Here is a 21,021-nt window from a genome sequence, read left to right as displayed (position 1 = left end):
ACCGACCGCTCACGACACAACTCCCGACCGACCGCTCACGACACCCGGCATCTCTCCACGAACCGCCGTGCGACCCCCGGCTCCGCCGCCCAGTGCGTGTGCAGATAGCTCGCGTGCACCCCTCCCCGCACGAAGCCCTCGACCCGCGGCCGAGGGGACCGTATGCCCCAGGCGGGAGCGGGCCCGGCCCCCGGCTCGACGACCGTCCGGTGGAACTCGTGGGCCCGCATCCGGGTCCCGGCAGGGGCCAGCACGCTGTCGCCCACGGCGACGGCGTCGCGGTATCCGAGGGTCAGCCGCTCGTCCATGCGCGCCGTCGCGTCGAGCACACCGCACATGGGCCGTCCGTCCAGCTCCCGGCACAGATAGAGCAGCCCGGCGCACTCGGCGGCCACCGGAGCCCCGCCGAACGCCAGCTCGGCGACGGCCTTGCGCAACGGCTCGTTGGCGGACAGCTCGGCGGCGTACATCTCGGGGAACCCGCCGCCGATCACCAACCCGCTCGTCCCGTCGGGCAGTTGCTCGTCGCGCAGCGGATCGAAGACGACCACCTCGGCACCGGCGGCGGTCAGCAGCTCGGCGTGCTCGGCGTAGGAGAAGGTGAACGCGGGCCCACCGGCCACGGCGACCACCTTCCGTCGGCCCGTGGCCGCGACGGGCGGCTCCCACACCGGCCCCGACAACGCCCCGGCACTGCGGGCGAGCGCCACCAGCGCCTCCAGATCGCACCCGGCCCGGACCTGCGCGGCCATCGCCGCCACGGCCTCCAACGCGGCGGCCTGCCGCTCGGCGACCGGGACCAGTCCCAGATGCCGGGACGGCGTGTCCACCTGCGGGGCCCGCCGCAGTACCCCCAGCACGGGCACACCGGTCGACTCCAGGGCGTCCCGCAGCAGTTCCTCGTGCCGGTCCGAGGCGACCTTGTTGAGGATCACGCCCCCGATCCGCACCTCGGGGTCCCAGGAGGCGAACCCGTGCACCAGCGCCGCCACCGATCGCGACTGCGACGACGCGTCCACGACCAGCACCACCGGTGCCCGCAGCAGCTTCGCCACATGCGCGGTGGACGCCAGCTCACCCTGCCCCGAGGCGCCGTCGAACATCCCCATCACACCCTCGACGACGGCGATGTCGCACCCGCGCGCGCCGTGCGCGAAGAGCGGCGCGACCAGCTCGGGCCCGCACAGGTACGCGTCGAGGTTCCGACCCACCCGCCCGCTCGCGAGCGCGTGGTAACCGGGGTCGATGTAGTCCGGCCCCACCTTGTGCGGGGACACGGCGAGCCCCCGCTCGGTGAGCGCGGCCATCAACCCCGTGGCCACGGTGGTCTTGCCGCTGCGCGACGAGGGCGCGGCGATCACCAGCCGGGGCACGGAGGGAAGCGAGGTGTAGGACGTCACGATGTCACCACTCGATGCCCCGCTGGCCCTTCTGGCCCGCGTCCATGGGGTGCTTGACCTTCGACATGTCGGTCACGAGGTCCGCGAAGTCGACGAGCTTCTCGGGCGCGTTCCGCCCGGTGATCACCACATGCTGGGTCCCGGGCCGGTTGCGCAGTACGTCGATCACCTCGTCGGTGTCGATCCACCCCCAGTGCAGCGGGTACGCGAACTCGTCCAGCACGTACAGCTTGTACGTCTCGGCCGCGAGGTCCCGCTTGACCTGCTCCCAGCCCTCGCGGGCCTTGTCCTCGTTGTCCATCTGACCGTCGCGCTGCACCCACGACCAGCCCTCGCCCATCTTGTGCCAGTCCACGGACCCGCCCTCACCGGACGCCCCGAGCACCCGCAGCGCGTTCTCCTCGCCGACCTTCCACTTCGCCGACTTGACGAACTGGAACACCCCGATCGGCCACCCCTGGTTCCAGGCCCGCAGCGCGAGCCCGAACGCGGCGGTGGACTTCCCCTTGCCGATGCCCGTGTGCACGAACACCAGCGGACGATTCCTGCGCTGACGAGTCGTCAGTCCGTCGTCCGGTACGACACTCGGCTGTCCCTGAGGCATCTACGCCGCCCTCCCAGAAGTCCTCTGCGTTCCCTGTACATCCCGTACCAGCCCGGCGATGGAGTCCGCCCGCAGCTCGTCCAACGTCACCGCCGTACCGCCCAGTTCACCCGCCAGCCGCCCGGCGAGCCCCAGCCGGACATGGCCCGACTCGCAGTCCACCACCACGGACGCGAGGCCCTCGGCCGCGAACAGCCGTGCCGCCCGCCCGGCGAGCGCGACGGGCTCCGGCCCGCCGGTCGCCCGGCCGTCCGTGACCACCACGACCAGCGGCCGTCGCGCGGGGTCCCGCAGCCGCTCCACCCGCAGCACGTCGTGCGCCTTGAGCAGCCCGGCCGCCAGCGGCGTCCGCCCGCCCGTCGGCAACGACTCCAGCCGGGCCGCCGCCGCGTCCACCGACGAGGTCGGCGGCAACGCCACATCGGCGGCCGACCCCCGGAACGTCACCAGGCCCACCTTGTCCCGCCGCTGGTAGGCGTCGAGCAGCAGCGACAGCACCGCGCCCTTCACGGCGCCCATCCGCTGCCGGGCCGCCATCGATCCGGAGGCGTCGACCACGAACAGCACGAGATTGCCCTCGCGCCCCTCCCTGGTCGCCTGCCGCAGATCGTCCCGGCGCACCACCAACCCCGGTCCGGACCGCCCCCGGGTCCGCTGATGCGGGGCGGCGGCCTGCACGGTCGCCGCCAGATGCAGCTTGGTCAGCGCGCCACGGGGCCTGCGCGCCCCGGTCGTGCGCCCGTGCTCGGTCCGCGCGCGCGAACGCCGCCCGGCAGCACCCTCCCCGAGCCCCGGCACGCTGAGCACCTTCGTACGGAACGGCTCGGCGGCCCGTACGGCGGACTGCTCCCCGGCGGCCGGGGCCTGCGCCGGTACACCCTCGCCGGACTGGGGCGGCGCGCCACCCTCGCCGCCCTGCGGCCCGTCGGACTCCGGAGCGGGCGGCCGTCCGCCGCCACCGGGACCGTCCGGCCCGGGGTCCGGATCCTCGTCCGGCGAGTCGCCAGGGTCACCGGAGTGGTCGGGGTCGTTCGAGTCGCCCGGGTCGTTCGCGTTCCGCGGCGGCTCCGCGAACTCCTCCAGCGTCTCGTCGAGCCTGTCCTCGTCGAGCCCGGGCGCGTCGAACGGGTTCCTGCGCCTGCGGTGGGGCAGCGCGAGCAGCGCGGCCCGGCGCACGTCCTCCGCGAGCACCTCGGTCCGCCCGGCCCACGCGGCCAGCGCGGTCGCCGTCCGGGCCATCACGATGTCGGCCCGCATCCCGTCCACCTCGAAGGCCGCGCAGGTCGCCGCGATCTGCAGCAGCGCCCCGTCGCCCAGCACCACCGACGGCAGCAACTCCCGTGCCGCGACGATCCGTTGCCGTACGTCGGCCTCCTCGTCCGCCCAACGGGCCGCGAAACCGGCCGGATCGTCGTCGTAGGCGAGCCGCCGCCGGACGACCTCCACCCGCTGGTCCGGCTCCCGCGAGGCCGCGACCTCCACGGTCAGCCCGAACCGGTCGAGCAACTGCGGCCGCAGCTCGCCCTCCTCGGGGTTCATCGTCCCGACCAGCAGGAACCGTGCGGCATGCCGTACGGAGACGCCCTCGCGCTCCACGTACGAGGCACCCATCGCGGCCGCGTCGAGCAGCAGGTCGACGAGGTGGTCGTGGAGCAGGTTCACCTCGTCGACGTAGAGGATGCCCCGGTGCGCGTCCGCGAGCAGGCCGGGCTCGAAGGCCTTCACACCCTCGGAGAGCGCCCGTTCGATGTCGAGGGCGCCGACGAGCCGGTCCTCGGAGGCGCCGACGGGCAGCTCGACCATGCGCGAGGGCCGGGTCTCGAACGCCGGCTCGTGCGGCCCGTCCGGACACGCCGGGTCCGGCTTCACGGGGTCGCAGGAGAACCGGCAGCCGACGACGACCTCCACCTCCGGCAGCAGCGCCGCGAGCGCCCGCACGGCGGTGCTCTTGGCGGTGCCCTTCTCACCGCGCACCAGCACACCGCCGATGCGCGGCGAGACGGCATTGAGAAGCAGGGCGAGTTGCAGGTCGTCCTGCCCGACGACGGCGGTGAAGGGGAAGTGCGTGCTCACGCGGTGGTCCCTCCTAGGGGTGAATGAGCGAGACGAGTGCGGATGAACGGGAGGAAGGGAACGGGGCGCAGCCCCTGCCTCTCAGGGGCGCGAAGCTGTGATATCTGCGGCTCCGCCGCGTGGGCGCGAGAAGTCCCACCGGCCGGCAGCCGACGCTCCCTCCCCCGGCGGGGATGCCCCGGCGCCCTCATCCCGGCGCCCCCGGCGGCACGAACGGCAACCCCGTCGGCGCCCCCGACTCGATGAGCCGCCACAGCGCGTCCGTGTCCGCGTGCTCCTCGATCAGGTCGCCGAGCCGGTCGAGCTGCTCCTCGCGCAGCGCGGCGAACGAGGTGTCCCGGGCCGGTACGAACCGGCGCCCCGACGCGGCGGCCACCTCGCGCAGGAAGGCCCGCCGGAACCCGTCCGACTCCAGCGACCCGTGCCAGTGCGTGCCCCAGATCTGCCCGACCCGGCACCCGTCCAGGAACGGTTCGCCGCCCAGTACCTCGGCGACCCCGTGATGGATCTCGTATCCCTCGACCCGCTCCCCGAGGGCCTCCCCGACGGGCCGGGTGAGCGTCTTCTCCGGGGCGAACCGCACCCGGACGGGAAGCATCCCGAGCGCCGGGACATGCCCCCGGCGGCTCTCGACGTCGTCCTCGATGTGCGCCCCGAGGACCTGGAACCCCCCGCAGATGCCGAGGACCGGCCGCCCCTCGGCGGCCCGGCGCAGCAGCGCCTCGGCGAGTCCCCGTTCCCGCAGCCACTCCAGTGCCCGGACCGTGCTCCGGGTCCCCGGGACGACGACGAGATCGGCGTCGGCCAGCTCCTCGGCCCGGTCCACGAACCGCACGACCACACCGGGTTCGGCGGCGAGCGCGTCCACATCGGTGAAGTTGGACATCAACGGCACCGCGCACACGGCGACCCGCAGCACGTCCTCCCCGACGGGCGGCGCGACGTTCGACTCCCGTACCGTCCCCCGCAGCGAGACCCGCAGCCCGTCCTCCTCGTCGATGCCGAGCCCGTGCCGGAACGGCAGCACGCCGTACGTCCGTCGCCCGGTGAGCCCGTGCAGCATGTCCAGCCCCGGCTCCAACAGGGAGACGTCGCCCCGGAACTTGTTGACGAGGAACCCGGCGACCAGGGCCTGGTCCTCGGGGGAGAGCAGCGCGACGGTCCCGAAGAACGACGCGAACACCCCACCGCGGTCGATGTCCCCGACCACGAGCACGGGCAGCCCGGCGTTCCGGGCGATCCCCATGTTGACGATGTCGGTCCGCCGCAGATTGATCTCGGCCGGAGAGCCGGCCCCCTCGCAGATCACCGCGTCATACGTGCCCCGCAGTTCGGTGAGGCAGTCCAACACGGTTCCGAGCAGCCGCTGTTGCCGCCCTCCGTGATAGCCGCGCGCACTCATCTCGCCCACGGGCTTCCCCAGCAGCACCACCTGACTGCTGCGCTCGCCACCGGGCTTGAGCAGCACGGGGTTCATGAGCGCGGTGGGCTCCACCCGGCAGGCCTGGGCCTGCATGGCCTGCGCCCGCCCGATCTCGGCTCCCTCCTTCGTCACGAAGGAGTTGAGCGACATGTTCTGCGCCTTGAAGGGCGCGACCTTGACGCCACGGCGCACCAGCCACCGGCAGATCCCGGCGGTGACCACGCTCTTCCCGGCGTCGGAGGTGGTCCCGGCGACCAACAGCCCGCCACTCATCCCTGACTCCTCGACCGCAGCAGCGACACACCCGCACCGATCCCCAGAGCCAGCCATCCGACCCGCCGGGACAACCGCACGGCCCGCTCGATGTCGCCCACGTCGACGGCGCGTCCCTCCCCATTGAGCACAGGCCGATGCTCGACCTGCCCCCCGTACGACAACGTGCCCCCCATCCGCACTCCGAGCGCCCCCGCGAACGACGCCTCCACGGGCCCCGCGTTGGGGCTCGGATGTCTGCGCGCGTCGGCGCGCCAGGCCCGTACGGCCCCCCGGGCGTCCCCGCCGGAGGCCGCGGCCAGCACCGCCGTCAGTCGTGCTCCCGGCCACCCCACCACGTCGTCCAGCCGCGCGGAGGCCCAGCCGAACCGCCGGTACCGCTCCGACCGGTGTCCGACCATGGCGTCCAGCGTGTTGACGGCCCGGAACCCCAGCAGCCCGGGCACACCCGCCACCGCTCCCCACACGAGCGCCCCCACCACCGCGTCCGACGTGTTCTCGGCGACGGACTCCACGACCGCCCGCGCGATCCCGTCCGCGTCGAGCGCCTGGGGTCCCGTCCGCACAGATGCGGCAGGCGGGCCCGCGCGCCGTCGACGTCCCCCGCCTCCAGTGACCGCCCGACCGCCCGGGCCTCCCGCCCGAGCGAAGTCCCCCGACGACGGCCCAGGTGGCGGCGGCGGTCAACGCGACGGAGGCGGCACGCGACGGGCGTACGGCGGACGAGGCGACCGCCCCGAGCGCCACGGCGCCACCCGCGCACACGGCGGTGTGCAGCGCCCCACCCCGGTGGTCCCGCCACAACACCCGCTCCACGGCGCCGGCGGCCCGCCCGAACGCGGCGACCGGATGCCCCCGGCGAGGATCACCGAGCAGCAGGTCACCGAGGATTCCGGCGGTGGCGCCGTACGCGAACACGCGATCGGCACGCACCGGTTCAGCCGTTCACGGGGTCGGGCAGGGGGCGGGCGTCGGGCCCCGAACGGCAGCCGCGCATGGCGCACATGGCGTTATGTCCTCACTCAGGGTGTCCACGCCCTGGTTCGACGAGACCGACGGCGAGAGTTCCTGGCTTCCGGGAGGTTCTTCCCCGGTGACAGTGGCGGGACCGCGCCGGACTCGCACCGGCTTCCTCTCCTGCCGTCGTACATGGCCCCGGCAGTCCACCACGCTCCCGGAAGACCCGTCAACTTGCTGTTGACCTGCGGCGCAGGGGTGTGCTCAGCCCCACATCGCTGAAATATCGCCGGACGCCCGAATCGGCTCTTTCTGCGCTCATTTCCACGGTGTCGGGCGGGAACACTTGAGGGAACGGCAGTACGAAGACTGAGCGCCGACGTGTGGGGTGGAGGTCAGGGTGCTCGACAGGGAGTCCTCGGCGCGGAGTTGGATCAAGAGCAGCCACTCGGGCGACACCAGCATGTGTGTGGAGGCGTCGTTCGGGGAGAGCCGGGTTCTGGTGCGTGACTCGAACTCGAGGAAGAACGCTGTGCTCTCCTTCCGTCACACCGCGTGGTGTGGTTTTCTGGCGGGGCTTGTGGACCCGGGTGCGGACGGCTCGTGAAGAACCGTTCGGGGGACGGGAGGTACACGCGATGGAAGATCGGACCAAGGGATCCGCCTCGGCGCGTGCGCGGGCATCGAGGGACCGGCGGACACTGTTGTCCGCCGCCGCCCCGCTGGTGCTCTTCAGCACGGTCGCCGGAGTCCTCGCCGTGGGGGTGGGAGCTCTCGCCGCCCTGCTGGTGCCGGGGACGGAGGCGCGGGGTGTCGTCTGGCTGGCGGTGACCGCCCTCCTCGCCACGGGCGCGGGCCTGTGGTGGGGGCTCACCCCGGTCACGGAGCGGCTGAGGGCCCTGGACCGGGCTCTGGTCGGGGCTCGGCTGCGGGGTCCGGAGGAGCGCTGAGGCCGACGGGCCGCGCGGCGTCGGCGCGGGCGCGCAGCACCTTGCCCAGACCGGCCGCGAGCGAGGTGAGCAGAGCGGCGGCGATCGCTCCGGTGATCGCCGTGGTGAGCGGTGCGGTCGCGCCGAACCCGGTCGTGGGCACGACCCGACCGGCCACGGCGATGCTCAGCAGCAGGACGCTCGCGCAGAACGTGCCCAGCAACAGACGGGCGGACAGGAGCCTTATCTCGCCGTCGACCCGGGCGCTCTCGACCCGGATGAGGGCCTCGGCCCACTCCGCCTCCTGCATGGCGTACGCCTTCAGCGTGCAGTCGTCCAGCGGCGCCGGGCCGCCGGCCTCCGGGGGGTCGGCCGGGGCGGCGCCGTCCGGTTCGCCGTCGCCGGGACCGGTGCGGCGCGCCGTCAGCCGCCTCCACCACTCGTGCCATCCGAAGACCGCCATGGGCCCTCCCCCCGATTCCGCCGGGCGTCCCGGCCCGGTGCTCAGTCGTTGTCCAGGCTCTCCCTGACCGTGTCGAGGAACTCGATCATCCGGTCGCCTTCGTACGCGTGGTCGCTGATGTCCGCGAAACATTCCTGGTAGCGGACCGTGAGGTCGAGGTCCTCGCGGTTCGACAGTCCGCCGTTGGGGCCCTCCAGGTAGAGCAGGTCGTCGTCGTCCCGGAACCCGAGCAGGATGAACGGGCTGAGGGTGCTGAAGTGCGCCCCGACCGAGAACGGCAGCAGCCGGATGCCCATCCGGGGCCGCCCGGCCAGTGCCTTCACGTGGTCCAGCTGGTGCCGCATGACCCGGGGGCCGCCGATCACCCGCCGTACGGCCGCCTCGTCCAGGACGATGTCGACGCGCGGGCCGGCGTCGGAGTCGATCAGCCGTTCCTGCCGGGCGAGACGGAGTTCCACCGACCGTCGCACGGCGGTGGGCTCCGAGGTGGGGGAGAGGAGGGCGGTGGCGTAGTCCTCGGTGTGCAGGAGGCCCGGCAGGACGATGGGGTTGTAGATGCGGATGGAGGTCGCCGCCCCCTCGTAGCCCAGGTACTGGGCGAACGGCTGGGAGACCAGGTTCCCCCAGGGGGCCCACCAGGACGGCCCCTTCGAGCCCCGTGCGGCCTCCTCCAACTCCCCGACCAGCGCCGGGTCCGTGATCCCGTACTGCTGGATGAGCGCGCGGACGTCGGTGACGCTGACCCCGACCGTGCCGGCCTCGATGCGCATGATCTTCGACAGGGACCATTCCAGGGCGTCCGCGGTCTGCTGCTTGGTCAGCCCGGACTTGTAGCGGGCTTTGCGCAGTTCGACTCGGAGCCTGCGTCGATTCAGGCTCGGATCGATGTCCCTGGGCATGGCGCTCCCCTGTTCAGCTGTCGGGTGGCCATCGTCGAATCGGCATGTATCTGATAGCTTACGCCGATTGGGATATCGTCGTACAGCCACCTCCTGAATGACATGTGTCATTTCGACGAGGGTCACGGTTTGCTTGGACAATAGACAAACCCCTCGTACCGGGTCAAACGGTACGAGGGGTTTGTCTGTGTGTGTCGTGCGAGGCGGCAGGGGGTGCCGGGGCCTCAGGCCATGATCAGGTAGATCCCGTAACCCACCGCCGCCGTGCAGGCCGCGAAGCAGGCGTAGGCCGCTGTCGTGGCGAGCACGGGCGAGGCGCCGGCAGAGGTCGCCGCCTCCCGCTTGGAGAGGCCGACGATCCCCAGGGTGAAGAGGCCGACGAGGGTCACGGTGACCACGAGGCTGACTCCGAAGACGGAGCCGAGGGCTGCCCAGTCGATGTGCATGGTGGTGTTCTTCCTCAGGAGGTCGCGGGGCTCAGACGGCGGTCGGCGTGGACGAGTTCGCCGGGGCCGTGGTCTCGGCGGCGACCGCGGCCGCGGGGGCCGGGACGGTCGCCGAGAGCTCCTCGGTCACGGTGCCGGTGGGCGGCGGTGTCACGGCGGCCATCGCCGTGGTCACCACACCGGGCGGCTCCTCGGTGTCGTTGACGTTGGTGTGGTCGACGACCTCGCGGCGCGAGATCACCCAGATCGCGGCGCTGGAGGCGATGAGGAAGACCGCGACGACGGCCGTGCCCCAGCTGCCGAAGGACGTCACCCACTCGGCGAGCGCGGCGACCAGCGCGGCGGCCGGCAGGGTCAGACCCCAGGCCACGAACATCCGGGTGGCGGTGGACCAGCGGACCACGCCGCCCTTGCGGCCGAGACCCGCGCCCATCACCGCACCGGAGACCGAGTGCGTAGTGGAGAGCGAGAAGCCGAGGTGCGAGGAGGCCAGGATGACCGTGGCCGCGCTGGTCTGGGCGGCGAAGCCCTGCTGCGGCTGGAGGTCGGTGAGGCCCTTGCCCATCGTGCGGATGATGCGCCAGCCGCCGAGGTAGGTGCCGAGCGCGATGGCGAGACCGGCGGAGACGATGACCCACACCGGCGGGTCGGAGTCGGGCGCCAGGGCGCCGCCGGCCACCAGGGCGAGGGTGATGATGCCCATCGTCTTCTGAGCGTCGTTCGTGCCGTGGGCCAGGGAGACCAGGCCCGCGGAGGCGATCTGACCGGCGCGGTAGCCCTTGCCGGAGGCCTTCTCGCTCGTGTGCTGTCCGAGCTTGTACGTCAGCCGGGTGGCGAGCATCGCCGCGATGCCGGCGACCAGCGGGGCCGCGACGGCGGGGATCAGCACCTTGGTGACGAGCACGTCGCCGTGCACGGCCCCGAGGCCGGCCGAGGCGATGGTGGCGCCGATGAGGCCGCCCATCAGGGCGTGCGAGGAACTGGACGGCAGTCCGACCAGCCAGGTCAGCAGGTTCCAGAGGATGGCGCCGACGAGCGCCGCGAATATGACCTCCGGCTGGATCCCGGACTCGTCGACGAGTCCCTTGGAGATGGTGTTGGCGACCTCGATGGACAGGAACGCGCCGACAAGGTTGAGCACGGCGGACATGGCCACCGCGACCTTGGGCTTCATGGCGCCGGTCGAGATGGTGGTGGCCATCGCGTTGGCGGTGTCGTGGAAACCGTTCGTAAAATCGAACGCGAGCGCGGTGATGACCACGATCGCGAGGATCAGCGAGAAGTTTTCCATTTACCCGGGCTTCTTTCGGACGTCAGTGGCATGTGGACCGTAGGCAACCTGGGTGAACGGAAGATGAACTGAGGCAGGCGTGCGGGTGTAATGAGCGAGGTGTCGCCCCTCCGCTTGTCGGCCGGCGGGCGACCGGGGCTGCGCGGAGCGGCGGTCCGGCCTTCGAACGGAGGCGGAACACCGGGGTCCGCTACCCCCGGGTGAACTCCTTCAGTCGGTTCGTGGGCCCGTTGAAGAGGTTCTGGTCACCCGGCAGGTTCCCGCCGCCGTTGTCGTACTGCCAGATCGTCCAGAACTTCCACCCCGCGGGCAGTTCCCCCGCCCCGGCGGAGTCGTACCGGGCCAGCCACAGCGCGTGGTTCCCGCCGAAGGCCGGGCTGTTGCCGGTGCAGGTCTTCCACCAGTGGGTGGTCGTGTAGATCACCGGACGGCGGCCCGTGAGGCGCTTCACCTCGTCGCTGAACGACCGGATCCAGCCGACCATGGCGTCGTCGCTCAGGCCGTAGCACTTCCTCTTCCGGTCGTACGGGTTGTATTCGATGTCGAGCGCCGGCGGCAGCGTCCAGCCGTCCGCGCGCCAGCCGCCCCCGTTGCCCACGAAGTGGCGGGCCTGGGTCTTCCCGGACGACCGGTGGGGCAGGGCGAAGTGGTACGCGCCGCGGATCAGGCCCGCCTCGCGCGAGCCGTTGTACTGCTGGGCGAAGTACGGGTTGCGGTAGGTGGTGGACTCGGTCGCCTTGACGTAGACGAACCGGGCGCCCTTCGACTTCGCGCTCGACCAGTCCACCGTCTTCTGGTGCGAGGAGACGTCGTGCCCCCTGGGCCTGGCGGCGGCCGAGGCGGGCGGCTCGGCGAGCGCGGTTCCCCCCAGGGCCAGGGCCGCGACGGAGGCGGCGAACACGCGGTTGCGGAGACGGGACGACGTGGGATCGGTGGCCATACTTCCCCCCGGAATGGCGTTTGTGCGACAAAACACCCGGAGATTACTGGAAGATCACGGGATCCCGGTCGATCATCGGCCAATCACCAACTCCACATGATCTATACGCATATGGGCCTTCCGTCGGGCCGCGCCCTACTGTGCGTACAGGCCCTCCGCCGGGCCGGGACCCGCAGTCGCCCGCCGCCTGGCAGGATCGCGGCATGGTCGAGCAGCAGGGGAACGCCCGCGGTGAGCGGGGCGACGCGGTCGAGGGTCCACGGGGCGCGCGGGAGGCGCGGCGGGGCGGAGTGCCGGAGGACGTGGCGCGGGCGTGGGACGACCTCGTCGGGACGGCCCGCCGGACGGTGGCCGACGGGTTGGTCGTGGGCACCTCCGGGAACGTGTCCGTGCGGGTCGGGGACACTGTCCTGGTCACCCCGACGGGAGTGCCGTACGACCGTCTGGCGTCGGACGATGTGACGGGCGTGGACCTCTCCGGCCGACAGGTCCTCGGCACGCTCCGCCCGACGAGCGAGCTCCCCATGCACCTGGCGATCCACAACGCCACCGACGCGCGGGCCGTCGTCCACACCCACGCGGTCCACGCGACGGCCGTCTCCACCCTCGTGAGCGAGCTGCCGCTGATCCACTACATGTCCGCCGCCCTCGGCGGGCCGGTCCGGGTCGCCCCCTACGCGACCTACGGCACCCCGGAGTTGGCCGAGAACATGCTCCGCGCTTTGACAGGGCGCACCGGCTGTCTCCTCCAGAACCACGGCACGATCACCTACGGTCACACGCTCTCCGAGGCCTACGACCGCACGGCCCAGCTCGAATGGATGTCCAGAGTCTGGCTGACGGCGTCCTCGGTCCCGGGCCGCACCCCTCACCTCCTGACCCCCGCCCAACTGACGACAGCGGCCGCCCGCCTCCACGACTACGGCCAGCCGCACTAGGGGGTGTTTCGAAAGTCCCGCACAGCACCCACGGCGCCCGGCACGCACTCTCGCCGCACCGGCCGAAACCCCAAGTACGTCCAGTACGAGGGCTTTCGTCCGGCACGCCGAGAGCACGCACCGGACACCGCGGGCACCGCACAGGACTTTCGAAGCACCCCCTAGACCTCCAGCACCTGCCGGCCCGGCGTCCGGTCCCCGTGGGCCAGTGCCGGGAAGCCGGAGGCACCCGAGCACGCGGGTGCATGTGCGTATCAGGTCCGCTCAGGTCCGCGCACCCGCCACCCCGGTCACTCCGGTGTCGGTGCCCACTGGCCTGAGGCGGGGGCGGCCAGGACACTGGAGGCGTGGGTGCAGTCAAAGCGGCGGTCGCCGCGGTCGGGGTCGCGTTCGCGGCCGGTGCGGCCAGTGTCGCAGCGGGCCGGCTGGCGAGCGACGTCGCGCTGAAGGCGCCGCCGGGCGAACCGCTGCCCACGGAACCCCGGCTGACCGTGCACGCCACCGCCGCCGGCCGCATCGCCCTGACCCGTGCCTTCGCCTCCCAGCGCCCCGGCACCTACGGCCTCACCGGCGGCGACTCCCACGCCGTCGTCGGCGCCGTCCTGGAGGGCGCCCCGCACGCCCCCGACACGGTCGTACGCCGCCTGGAGCGTGTCACCCACGGCACCCTGGAGCCCGGTGACAGGGTGTGGCTCACCCCCGCCCTCCACCGTGGCGACCCGCGCACCGCACTCGGCCTCGACCACGACGACGTCGAGATCCCCGGTGAACTCGGCACCCTGCCCGCCTGGTTCACGCCCGCGGACCGGGACATCTGGGTGATCGCCGTGCACGGCCTGGGCACCACCCGCGAACACCCCCTGAACCTCCTGGAATTCCTGCACCGCCACCGCTTCCCGGTGCTCACCCTCGCCTACCGCGGCGACCCGGGCGCCCCTCGCTCCCCGGACGGCCTGAACCACCTCGGCGAGACCGAGTGGCGCGACGTGGACGCCGCCATCCGCCACGCCGTCCGGTTCGGCGCCGAACGGGTCGTGCTGCTCGGCTGGTCCACCGGCGCCACCATGGCCCTGCACGCCGCCACCCGCTCCGCGCTGCGCGACCGCGTCACCGGACTCGTCCTCGACTCACCGGTGCTCGACTGGACCGCCACCCTCCGCGCCCTCGCGGCCGCCCGCCGCACCCCCGGTGCCCTGCTGCCCCTCGCGGTCCGCGCCGCCCAGGGCCGCACCGGACTGCGCGCCACCTCCGGCGACCAGGGCTCCGACACCGCCGGGCTCAGGACCCCGACCCTGCTCTTCCACGGCCCCGACGACACCGTCGCCCCCTGGGCCCCCTCCCGGCGCCTCGCCGCGCGGCGCCCCGACCGGGTCAGCCTCCGCACGGTCCGCCACGCCCCGCACGGCGCCATGTGGAACGCCGACCCCGAGGCCTACGAAGAGGCGCTCCGTCGCTTCCTCACCCCACTGATGTAGGTCCGCCGAGGCAAGTCCACGGCACGGCCGGCGCGGGACCTGGGGAAGGCCCCGGCCGGACCGTCAGGGAGAGGTACGCCACATTCCGTTTAGCGTCGCACCAAGGCGATCCGCCTCGGTGCGGGCCCCTGGGAGAACCCGTGCGTTGGCCACCCCTGTCGCCCGCTGTGACATTCCGTTTGGGTTTTCGGACCGTCAACCGGAAGACTGCCCCCGTGACGTCCCGTAATCCGCGCGACTCCAGGCTCCGACTCGTCGGCCCGCGAACCCTGGCCGCCGCTCCCCGAGCAGCAGTGACCCAGCGCCGCCGACCGGCTCCCCGGCCCCCGGAGGGCACGCCGCCGCCCGTGGAACTCGCCCGCATGGCCCGCGCCGTCCTGGCGGACGCGGCCCGCGTCGCCCGCTGGGCCGATGCCGCGCTGCGCCCCGGCCGCGAGGGCTCGAGCCCCGACGGCAAGGGCACCCTCTCCGCCGCGACCGCCGAACGGGCCGCCGCCGACCTGGGGCTGACCCCGGATCAGGTCCGCCACGACTGGGACACGGCACGCCTGGCCGGACTCGTCGAGGTGCACGGCGACAGCGCACGCCCCGGCTGGCGCCTGCGTGCCTGGAACCGCGACGACAGCGCCGTACTCCGCGGCTGGGTCGCGTTCTTCGACGCCTGGTCCATCGCCTACCCGGAACCCGAGGACCGGGAGGCGGCGGCGGTCGCCGAGGTCGTCTCGGCCATGCCCCAGGTCCTCTCGTTCCTCCAGCTCTCCGCCGGGCCCGTCCCCGTGGAGCAGCTCCTCGACCTCCTGGAACAGCGGGTCACCGAACTGCGCACCGAGCGCTGCGAGGTCCCCTACGGGCCGCAGCCCGAGCCCGGCGCGGAACCCACCGCCGAGGACACCCCCCTCGCCCCGCTCCTCGACTGGTCGCTGCGCGCCCTCGCCTCCGTCGGCGCCCTCACCTACGGCGACGGCCAGGCCACCCTCACCCCGCTCGGCAGCTGGGCGGTCTGGGTCAAACTCGAACAGATCTGTGTCGCCGCGCAGAGCCCCGCCGGGAACATCGAGGTCTCCGCCGAGGACATGCTCAGAGGCTGTGCCCAGCTCCGCCCGAACGCGGCCCGCGCCGAATACCGCGCCTGGCTCGCCGCCCGCCCCGTCGGCGGCGCCGTCACCGAACTCATCGACGCCGCCCGGGGCGAGGACGCCCTCATCCGGGGCCTCGCCTTCGAGGCCCTGAGGGTCGTGGGCGCCCCCGCGGAACCCGACGTCCGCACCGTCGCCGACGAGACCCCGCTGCGCCCCTACGCCCTGCTGTGGCTCGCCGAGCACGACGGCGCCGACCCCGAGGACGCGCACGAGGTCCTCACCCGGGAGGAGTCCACCTGGCTCTGGGTCGACACCGCTGCCGCTGTCGCCGACCACGGCGAGGCACCCCTGCTCGTACGGCATCTGGAGTCCGCCGTGCAGCCCACGGTCCCCGCGCTGCTCGACGAGGTCCGCGCGGTCGGCCACCCCCGCACCGTCCAGGTCCTGGTGGCTCTCGCCGCGGCCCACCCCGACCCGGCCCTCGCCAAGGCCGTGCGCCGGGCCGCCTTCCAGGTGCACACCGGGGGCAGTTGACCCGGAAGGAGGGCGCGAGGGCGTCAGCCGCCGGTCTCGGGGGCGTACGTGCCGAAGCTCCACACATTGCCCTCGGCGTCCCGGGCCATGTAGTCCCGTGAGCCGTAGTCCTGGTCCGTCGGGGGCGTCAGGATCTCCACGCCGTGCTCCACGGCCCGCCGGTGGTGGGCGTCCAAGTCGTCGGCGGACACGACGACGTACACGCCGGCGGGCCCCGCGCCCTTCATCGCACCGTCGAAGACGCTGCCGCTGCCCTTGGAACCGATCATCACCGCGCCGTTGCCCTGGGTGAGTTCGGCGTGCCGCACGATGCCGTCCTCGTCCTCGTACACCGAGAGCTCGGTGAAGCCCAGCGCCTCCGTGAGCTGCCTGACGGCAGCCCGGGCGTCCGCGTAGAGCAGCGTCGGACAGATGCTCGGGCGTCCGTCGCCCTTGCCCGTCATACCGATCACATCCTCTTCTGTCGTCCGGAAAACGACCCACTGCCCAGCTTTGCACCCACCACTGACAACGCCTCGCCGAGCGGACGCGGAGGCGGGTCCGGTGACCGAGACCACGTGATCCCTTGTCGCGCGGGCGGAAAACCGCTTGCTGCCCCCAGTTAGAATCGGCCCATGGCCATTCTCCTCGCGCATTAGACGGCGGGAACGTCCTCAGCCGCCCACACCCGCCACCCAATCCGCCCTGGAGTCTGTCCGTGATCTCCGCCTCCGCCGTCGAGCTGCGCGCCGGTGCACGCGTTCTGATCGAGTCCGCCACCTTCCGTATCGCCAAGGGCGACCGCATCGGCCTGGTCGGCCGCAACGGCGCCGGCAAGACCACCCTCACCAAGTGCCTGGCCGGCGAGGGCATCCCCGCCGGCGGCACCATCACCCGCTCCGGCGAGGTCGGGTACCTCCCGCAGGACCCCCGCACCGGCGACCTCGACGTCCTCGCCCGTGACCGCATCCTCTCCGCGCGCGGCCTCGACGTACTGATCCGAAAGATGCGCGACAACGAGCAGAGGATCGCGAACGGCCAGGGCACGACCCGGGAGAAGGCGCTGAAGCAGTACGAGCGCCAGGAGACGGAGTTCCTCACCAAGGGCGGGTACGCCGCCGAGGCCGAGGCCGCCACCATCGCCGCCGCGCTCAACCTGCCCGACCGGGTGCTCGGCCAGCCGCTGCACACCCTCTCCGGTGGTCAGCGCCGCCGTATCGAGCTGGCCCGGATCCTGTTCTCCGACGCCGACACCCTGCTCCTCGACGAGCCGACCAACCACCTCGACGCCGACTCGATCGTCTGGCTGCGCGACTACCTCAAGACCTACCGCGGCGGCTTCATCGTGATCTCCCACGACGTCGACTTGGTCGAGACGGTCGTCAACAAGGTGTTCTACCTGGACGCCAACCGCGCCGAGATCGACGTCTACAACATGGGCTGGAAGCTCTACCAGCAGCAGCGCGAGGCCGACGAGAAGCGCCGCAAGCGCGAGCGCCAGAACGCCGAGAAGAAGGCCGCCGCCCTGCATTCGCAGGCGGACAAGATGCGCGCCAAGGCCACCAAGACCGTCGCCGCGCAGAACATGGCCAAGCGCGCCGACCGGCTGCTGGCCGGCCTGGACGCCGTCCGGGTCTCCGACAAGGTCGCCAAGCTGCGCTTCCCCGAGCCCGCGCCCTGCGGCAAGACCCCGCTCACCGCCGAGGGCCTGTCGAAGTCCTACGGCTCGCTGGAGATCTTCACCGACGTCGACCTGGCCATCGACAAGGGCTCCCGGGTCGTCATCCTCGGCCTCAACGGCGCGGGCAAGACCACCCTCCTCCGCCTCCTCGGCGGCGTCGAGAAGCCCGACACCGGCCAGGTGATCGAGGGCCACGGCCTCAAGCTCGGGTACTACGCCCAGGAGCACGAGACCCTCGACCCCGAGCGCACCGTCCTGGAGAACATGCGCTCCGCCTCGCCCGACCTGGACCTGGTCGAGATCCGCAAGACGCTCGGCTCGTTCCTGTTCTCCGGTGACGACGTCGACAAGCCCGCCGGGGTCCTCTCCGGCGGCGAGAAGACCCGTCTCGCGCTCGCCACCCTGGTGGTGTCCTCCGCGAACGTCCTCCTGCTCGACGAGCCGACGAACAACCTCGACCCCGCCAGCCGCGAGGAGATCCTCGGCGCCCTGCGCACCTACAAGGGCGCGGTCGTCCTCGTCACCCACGACGAGGGCGCGGTCGAGGCGCTCCAGCCCGAGCGGATCATCCTGCTGCCGGACGGTGTCGAGGATCTGTGGGGCGCGGACTACGCGGATCTCGTCGCGCTCGCCTGATCGAATGCGGTGATCAACTGCCGCTGGATCATTCGGCCCATCGGTGATCCATCATCTGTGTGAGATCTCCTCGTACCGAGGTGTGTCCTACATCGATTTCACGGCCGAGCCCTTCTGTGCGAAGGGCTCGGCCGTCGTGCGTCTCTGACCTGGGGCTTCACGGAACAACCCGTTCGGTCGTACGGACACGACCGGGCGGAATCACAGGTTCCGCTCGTGGGGACGTGCTCCTGTCGTCACAACCTTGTCGCACGGACCTTGCCGAATGGGTGGCCAACCCGCCCCGGAGGGGTGATCATGAGGAGACCAGAGCGCACTTCCCATGAGGAGGACCGGGTGGCCGAGACTCTGAAGAAGGGCAGCCGGGTTACCGGCGCCGCGCGCGACAAGCTCGCGGCAGACCTGAAGAAGAAGTACGACTCCGGTGCGAGCATTCGGGCGCTGGCCGAGGAAACCGGCCGCTCGTATGGCTTCGTACACCGGATGCTCAGCGAGTCGGGCGTCACGCTCCGAGGGCGTGGCGGCGCGACGCGGGGCAAGAAGGCCGCGTCGGCCTGACGCCGGGCGGCCCATCGGCTTCGATGGTGGCCACCCGGTCGGTCGGCTGATCGACCGGGTGGTTACTGTGCAGTCACTTAGTGATGCTCCATCGCTCTGCTGACCGCACCCATCGGAGGCGCACCATGGCTTCGCTCGAACCGCTGCTCGACAAGGACGGCGTACGGTTCACCGTCGACGACGCCATCGCCACGGTGACGCTGACCAATCCGGCCAAGCGCAACGCGCAGAGTCCCGCCCTGTGGCGGGCGCTCACCGAGGCCGGGCGGTCGGTGCCGGGCTCCGTCCGCGTGGTCGTGCTGCGGGCCGAGGGCACATCGTTCTCCGCCGGACTCAACCGGCAGATGTTCACGCCCGAAGGCATCGAAGGGGAGCCGTCGTTCATCGAGCTCGCGCGTCGTGACGACGCCGGGCTCGACGCGACCATCGCCGAGTACCAGGAGGCGTTCACCTGGTGGCGGCGCAACGACATCGTGTCCGTCGCCGCCGTGCAGGGACACGCCGTCGGAGCGGGCTTCCAGCTTGCTCTCGCCTGTGACCTGCGCGTCGTCGCCGACGACGTGCAGTTCGCCATGCTCGAAACCAGCCTGGGACTCGTGCCCGACCTCACCGGGACACACCCCTTGGTGAGCCTCGTCGGGTACGCCCGCGCGCTGGAGATCTGCCTCACCGGACGGTTCGTCCAGGCGGACGAGGCCCAGCGGATCGGCCTAGCGAACCTCGCGGTGCCCGCCGACCAGCTCGACGACGCGGTGCGCGACCTCGCCGGGGCGCTGGTGACCGCGCCCCGGGACGCGGTCGTCGAGACCAAGGCGCTGCTGCGCGGTGCCCAGGGCCGCGGCTACGACGAACAGCGGGCGGCGGAGCGGGCGGCCCAGGCCCGACGCCTGCGGGACCTCGCGGGAATCGGCGAGTAGCCGGTCGGGGGCCCCTGGGGCTCAGGCGCCGACCGCCACGCTTCGGGAGCACAGGCCGACCGTCCGATCAGAGATCACGAGCCGACCGTCCGATGCGGGACGCGGGATACGGGATCAGGCGTGGGACGCGGGATCAGGTGTCGACCGCCGTGATGAGAACCGCCACCGACGGGCGGTCCGGCAGCGCGTCGCTCACCGCCGCCCGTACCCCGCGGGCCACGTCCAGGGCACGTCGTTCCCCCGTCACCGCCAGTTCCACGCGGACATGGCGGCGGGGGAGGGCCGGCCCGGCGGCGATGTCGACCGCACGGCCGAGACCGCCGAGGCCGCCCGGGACACCGGCATCCCCGAGGCCGTCGGTCAGACGGGCGACGCCAGGGACGGCGAGTGCCGCCGCGGTCACCCGGGACTCCTCGTCGTCGCCCGTCGGCGCCGCCGCAGCGCTGGGCGACGGTTCGGGCACCGGGCCGGACGGCGCCGCGTCGGCCTCCAGCGGATCGGACACCCCCGCGTGCTTCTCCACCAGATGCGTCACCCGGAGATCCACCTCGGCCACCGCCGGCCCGAGGCGTTCCCCGGCGGCCGTGAACAGGGCCGTCCGCAGCCGGGCCGCCGTGGCCGGGAGGGGCTCGGCGGCCCGGCCCGCCGTGACCCCGAGGTCGGCCGTGACCCGGAGCGGACCGGGCGGCAGGGCACTCGGGGGCGGCGGCACCGCCGTCTCGTGCCCGGAGCCGTCCGCGTCCCCACCCGGCTCCTCACCGGCGTCGACGGAAGAGATCCGGAGTCCGCCGAGCGTCAGCCCGCGCAGGGACGCGGCCGCGTGGCGCAGAGCCCTCCCCGCCGCGCTCTCCGTGATCCACGCGCCGTCGTGCGGGCCGCCCAGGGGGAGTACGCGGCCGAGCCCGAGTTGTCGGCGCACCGCCTTCGTCCAACCGTCAGCCGTCATTCCTCCAGCCTGCCGCATCCCCGGCGCGCGGTGCCGCGACCGCGCTTACTGTGGGCTTGAAGGGGACGACCGGAAGGGACTGACGGCATGACTGACATGACGGAGCGGAACCGGACGGAAGGGCCCGACACCACCAAGGAGCCGACGCAGGTCGGACGCAGGGCTACCCGGCGCGGCGGCGGTGATCCGGAGGAACGGGGGCGTACGACCATCGCCGACGGCGTCGTGGAGAAGATCGCCGGGATGGCCGCGCGGGAGGTGGTGGGCGTCCACGCCATGGGCAGCGGACTGTCCCGGACCTTCGGCGCGATGCGCGACCGGGTCCCCGGCGGGGCCAAGTCCGTGACCCGGGGTGTGAAGGTCGAGGTCGGCGAGGTGCAGACCGCGCTCGACCTGGAGATCGTCGTCGACTACGGGGTGTCCATCAGCGATGTGGCCCGTGATGTGCGCGAGAACGTCATCGCGGCCGTCGAGCGGATGACCGGCCTGGAGGTCGTCGAGGTCAACATCGCCGTCAGCGATGTGAAGCTGCCGGACGAAGAGGACGAGGAGCCGGAGTCCCGGCTGCAGTGATCCCGTG

The 21,021-nt window shown here is 72.4% G+C and carries 20 protein-coding genes, 1 pseudogene and 1 riboswitch; of the genes and pseudogenes, 9 read left to right on the top strand and 12 right to left on the bottom strand.

Features of this window, described 5'->3' with window-relative positions; translation table 11 throughout:
• Nucleotides 1–35: 35 nt before the first annotated feature.
• The 5 genes and pseudogenes from E4N62_RS13720 to E4N62_RS13700 all read right to left on the bottom strand — a co-directional run bounded on the left by E4N62_RS13720 (nucleotide 36) and on the right by E4N62_RS13700 (nucleotide 6,706).
• The gene (locus E4N62_RS13720; protein WP_230214322.1) at nucleotides 36–1,400 is read right to left on the bottom strand and encodes a cobyrinate a,c-diamide synthase; all 1,365 of its coding nucleotides are present in this window, start codon (nucleotides 1,398–1,400) and stop codon (nucleotides 36–38) included.
• Between the two features lie 4 nt (nucleotides 1,401–1,404).
• Nucleotides 1,405–2,004, bottom strand: coding sequence for a cob(I)yrinic acid a,c-diamide adenosyltransferase (gene cobO / locus E4N62_RS13715; RefSeq protein ID WP_033529174.1), 600 nt, complete (start codon nucleotides 2,002–2,004; stop codon nucleotides 1,405–1,407).
• Nucleotides 2,005–4,077, bottom strand: coding sequence for a putative cobaltochelatase (locus tag E4N62_RS13710; RefSeq protein WP_230214321.1), 2,073 nt, complete (start codon nucleotides 4,075–4,077; stop codon nucleotides 2,005–2,007).
• A gap of 187 nt (nucleotides 4,078–4,264) precedes the next feature.
• Nucleotides 4,265–5,773 (bottom strand): cobyric acid synthase, encoded by a 1,509-nt coding sequence (locus tag E4N62_RS13705; RefSeq protein WP_230214320.1) that lies wholly within the window; start codon nucleotides 5,771–5,773, stop codon nucleotides 4,265–4,267.
• Nucleotides 5,770–6,706, bottom strand: a pseudogene (locus tag E4N62_RS13700) (cobalamin biosynthesis protein). Before E4N62_RS13700 ends, E4N62_RS13705 begins: the two are co-directional and overlap by 4 nt.
• A gap of 109 nt (nucleotides 6,707–6,815) precedes the next feature.
• Nucleotides 6,816–6,948: riboswitch (cobalamin riboswitch) on the bottom strand.
• Nucleotides 6,949–7,118: 170 nt separating this feature from the next.
• On the opposite strand from E4N62_RS13700, the gene E4N62_RS13695 reads away from it, so the two are divergent.
• On the top strand, nucleotides 7,119–7,337 hold the full coding sequence (locus tag E4N62_RS13695) for a DUF397 domain-containing protein (RefSeq protein ID WP_308185000.1): 219 nt from the start codon (nucleotides 7,119–7,121) through the stop codon (nucleotides 7,335–7,337).
• Nucleotides 7,338–7,368: 31 nt separating this feature from the next.
• The gene (locus E4N62_RS13690) at nucleotides 7,369–7,680 is read left to right on the top strand and encodes a hypothetical protein (protein ID WP_230214319.1); all 312 of its coding nucleotides are present in this window, start codon (nucleotides 7,369–7,371) and stop codon (nucleotides 7,678–7,680) included.
• Here E4N62_RS13690 and E4N62_RS13685 read toward each other — a convergent pair.
• The 5 genes from E4N62_RS13685 to E4N62_RS13665 all read right to left on the bottom strand — a co-directional run bounded on the left by E4N62_RS13685 (nucleotide 7,610) and on the right by E4N62_RS13665 (nucleotide 11,698).
• Entirely contained in the window at nucleotides 7,610–8,122 is a 513-nt protein-coding gene (locus tag E4N62_RS13685) for a hypothetical protein (RefSeq protein ID WP_230214318.1), read from the bottom strand. The genes E4N62_RS13690 and E4N62_RS13685 overlap by 71 nt on opposite strands.
• A gap of 41 nt (nucleotides 8,123–8,163) precedes the next feature.
• The gene (locus tag E4N62_RS13680; protein ID WP_230214317.1) at nucleotides 8,164–9,021 is read right to left on the bottom strand and encodes a helix-turn-helix transcriptional regulator; all 858 of its coding nucleotides are present in this window, start codon (nucleotides 9,019–9,021) and stop codon (nucleotides 8,164–8,166) included.
• Between the two features lie 224 nt (nucleotides 9,022–9,245).
• Entirely contained in the window at nucleotides 9,246–9,467 is a 222-nt protein-coding gene (locus E4N62_RS13675) for a hypothetical protein (RefSeq protein ID WP_230214315.1), read from the bottom strand.
• A gap of 31 nt (nucleotides 9,468–9,498) precedes the next feature.
• Nucleotides 9,499–10,758, bottom strand: coding sequence for an inorganic phosphate transporter (locus E4N62_RS13670; RefSeq protein ID WP_230214313.1), 1,260 nt, complete (start codon nucleotides 10,756–10,758; stop codon nucleotides 9,499–9,501).
• Nucleotides 10,759–10,948: 190 nt separating this feature from the next.
• On the bottom strand, nucleotides 10,949–11,698 hold the full coding sequence (locus E4N62_RS13665; protein WP_230214311.1) for a lysozyme: 750 nt from the start codon (nucleotides 11,696–11,698) through the stop codon (nucleotides 10,949–10,951).
• Nucleotides 11,699–11,901: 203 nt separating this feature from the next.
• On the opposite strand from E4N62_RS13665, the gene E4N62_RS13660 reads away from it, so the two are divergent.
• The 3 genes from E4N62_RS13660 to E4N62_RS13650 all read left to right on the top strand — a co-directional run bounded on the left by E4N62_RS13660 (nucleotide 11,902) and on the right by E4N62_RS13650 (nucleotide 15,724).
• Nucleotides 11,902–12,636, top strand: coding sequence for a class II aldolase/adducin family protein (locus tag E4N62_RS13660; RefSeq protein ID WP_230214310.1), 735 nt, complete (start codon nucleotides 11,902–11,904; stop codon nucleotides 12,634–12,636).
• 347 nt (nucleotides 12,637–12,983) lie between these two features.
• On the top strand, nucleotides 12,984–14,111 hold the full coding sequence (locus E4N62_RS13655) for a S9 family peptidase (protein ID WP_230214309.1): 1,128 nt from the start codon (nucleotides 12,984–12,986) through the stop codon (nucleotides 14,109–14,111).
• Between the two features lie 215 nt (nucleotides 14,112–14,326).
• Nucleotides 14,327–15,724, top strand: a complete 1,398-nt coding sequence (locus E4N62_RS13650) for a hypothetical protein (RefSeq protein WP_230214308.1) — start codon at nucleotides 14,327–14,329, stop codon at nucleotides 15,722–15,724.
• 23 nt (nucleotides 15,725–15,747) lie between these two features.
• On the opposite strand, the gene E4N62_RS13645 is transcribed toward E4N62_RS13650, so the two are convergent.
• Nucleotides 15,748–16,167, bottom strand: a complete 420-nt coding sequence (locus E4N62_RS13645; RefSeq protein ID WP_184898676.1) for a VOC family protein — start codon at nucleotides 16,165–16,167, stop codon at nucleotides 15,748–15,750.
• A 254-nt stretch (nucleotides 16,168–16,421) separates the two neighbouring features.
• Between E4N62_RS13645 and abc-f the strand changes: the two genes are divergently transcribed.
• The 3 genes from abc-f to E4N62_RS13630 all read left to right on the top strand — a co-directional run bounded on the left by abc-f (nucleotide 16,422) and on the right by E4N62_RS13630 (nucleotide 19,495).
• Entirely contained in the window at nucleotides 16,422–18,020 is a 1,599-nt protein-coding gene (gene abc-f, locus E4N62_RS13640) for a ribosomal protection-like ABC-F family protein (protein ID WP_230214302.1), read from the top strand.
• Nucleotides 18,021–18,356: 336 nt separating this feature from the next.
• Nucleotides 18,357–18,578 carry a helix-turn-helix domain-containing protein gene (locus tag E4N62_RS13635; RefSeq protein WP_006123601.1) on the top strand — a complete coding sequence of 74 codons (222 nt, stop codon included), beginning with the start codon at nucleotides 18,357–18,359 and terminating at the stop codon, nucleotides 18,576–18,578.
• Nucleotides 18,579–18,703: 125 nt separating this feature from the next.
• Nucleotides 18,704–19,495 carry an enoyl-CoA hydratase/isomerase family protein gene (locus E4N62_RS13630; RefSeq protein WP_230214301.1) on the top strand — a complete coding sequence of 264 codons (792 nt, stop codon included), beginning with the start codon at nucleotides 18,704–18,706 and terminating at the stop codon, nucleotides 19,493–19,495.
• Between the two features lie 133 nt (nucleotides 19,496–19,628).
• On the opposite strand, the gene E4N62_RS13625 is transcribed toward E4N62_RS13630, so the two are convergent.
• On the bottom strand, nucleotides 19,629–20,441 hold the full coding sequence (locus tag E4N62_RS13625) for a nucleopolyhedrovirus P10 family protein (protein WP_230214300.1): 813 nt from the start codon (nucleotides 20,439–20,441) through the stop codon (nucleotides 19,629–19,631).
• A gap of 87 nt (nucleotides 20,442–20,528) precedes the next feature.
• On the opposite strand from E4N62_RS13625, the gene E4N62_RS13620 reads away from it, so the two are divergent.
• Nucleotides 20,529–21,014, top strand: a complete 486-nt coding sequence (locus tag E4N62_RS13620) for an Asp23/Gls24 family envelope stress response protein (protein WP_230214299.1) — start codon at nucleotides 20,529–20,531, stop codon at nucleotides 21,012–21,014.
• Nucleotides 21,015–21,021 lie beyond the last annotated feature (7 nt).

It is taken from the genome of Streptomyces sp. MNU76, assembly GCF_020982545.1.
Taxonomy (GTDB): Bacteria; Actinomycetota; Actinomycetes; order Streptomycetales; family Streptomycetaceae; genus Streptomyces.
This window is presented reverse-complemented; position numbering and strand designations above follow the sequence as displayed.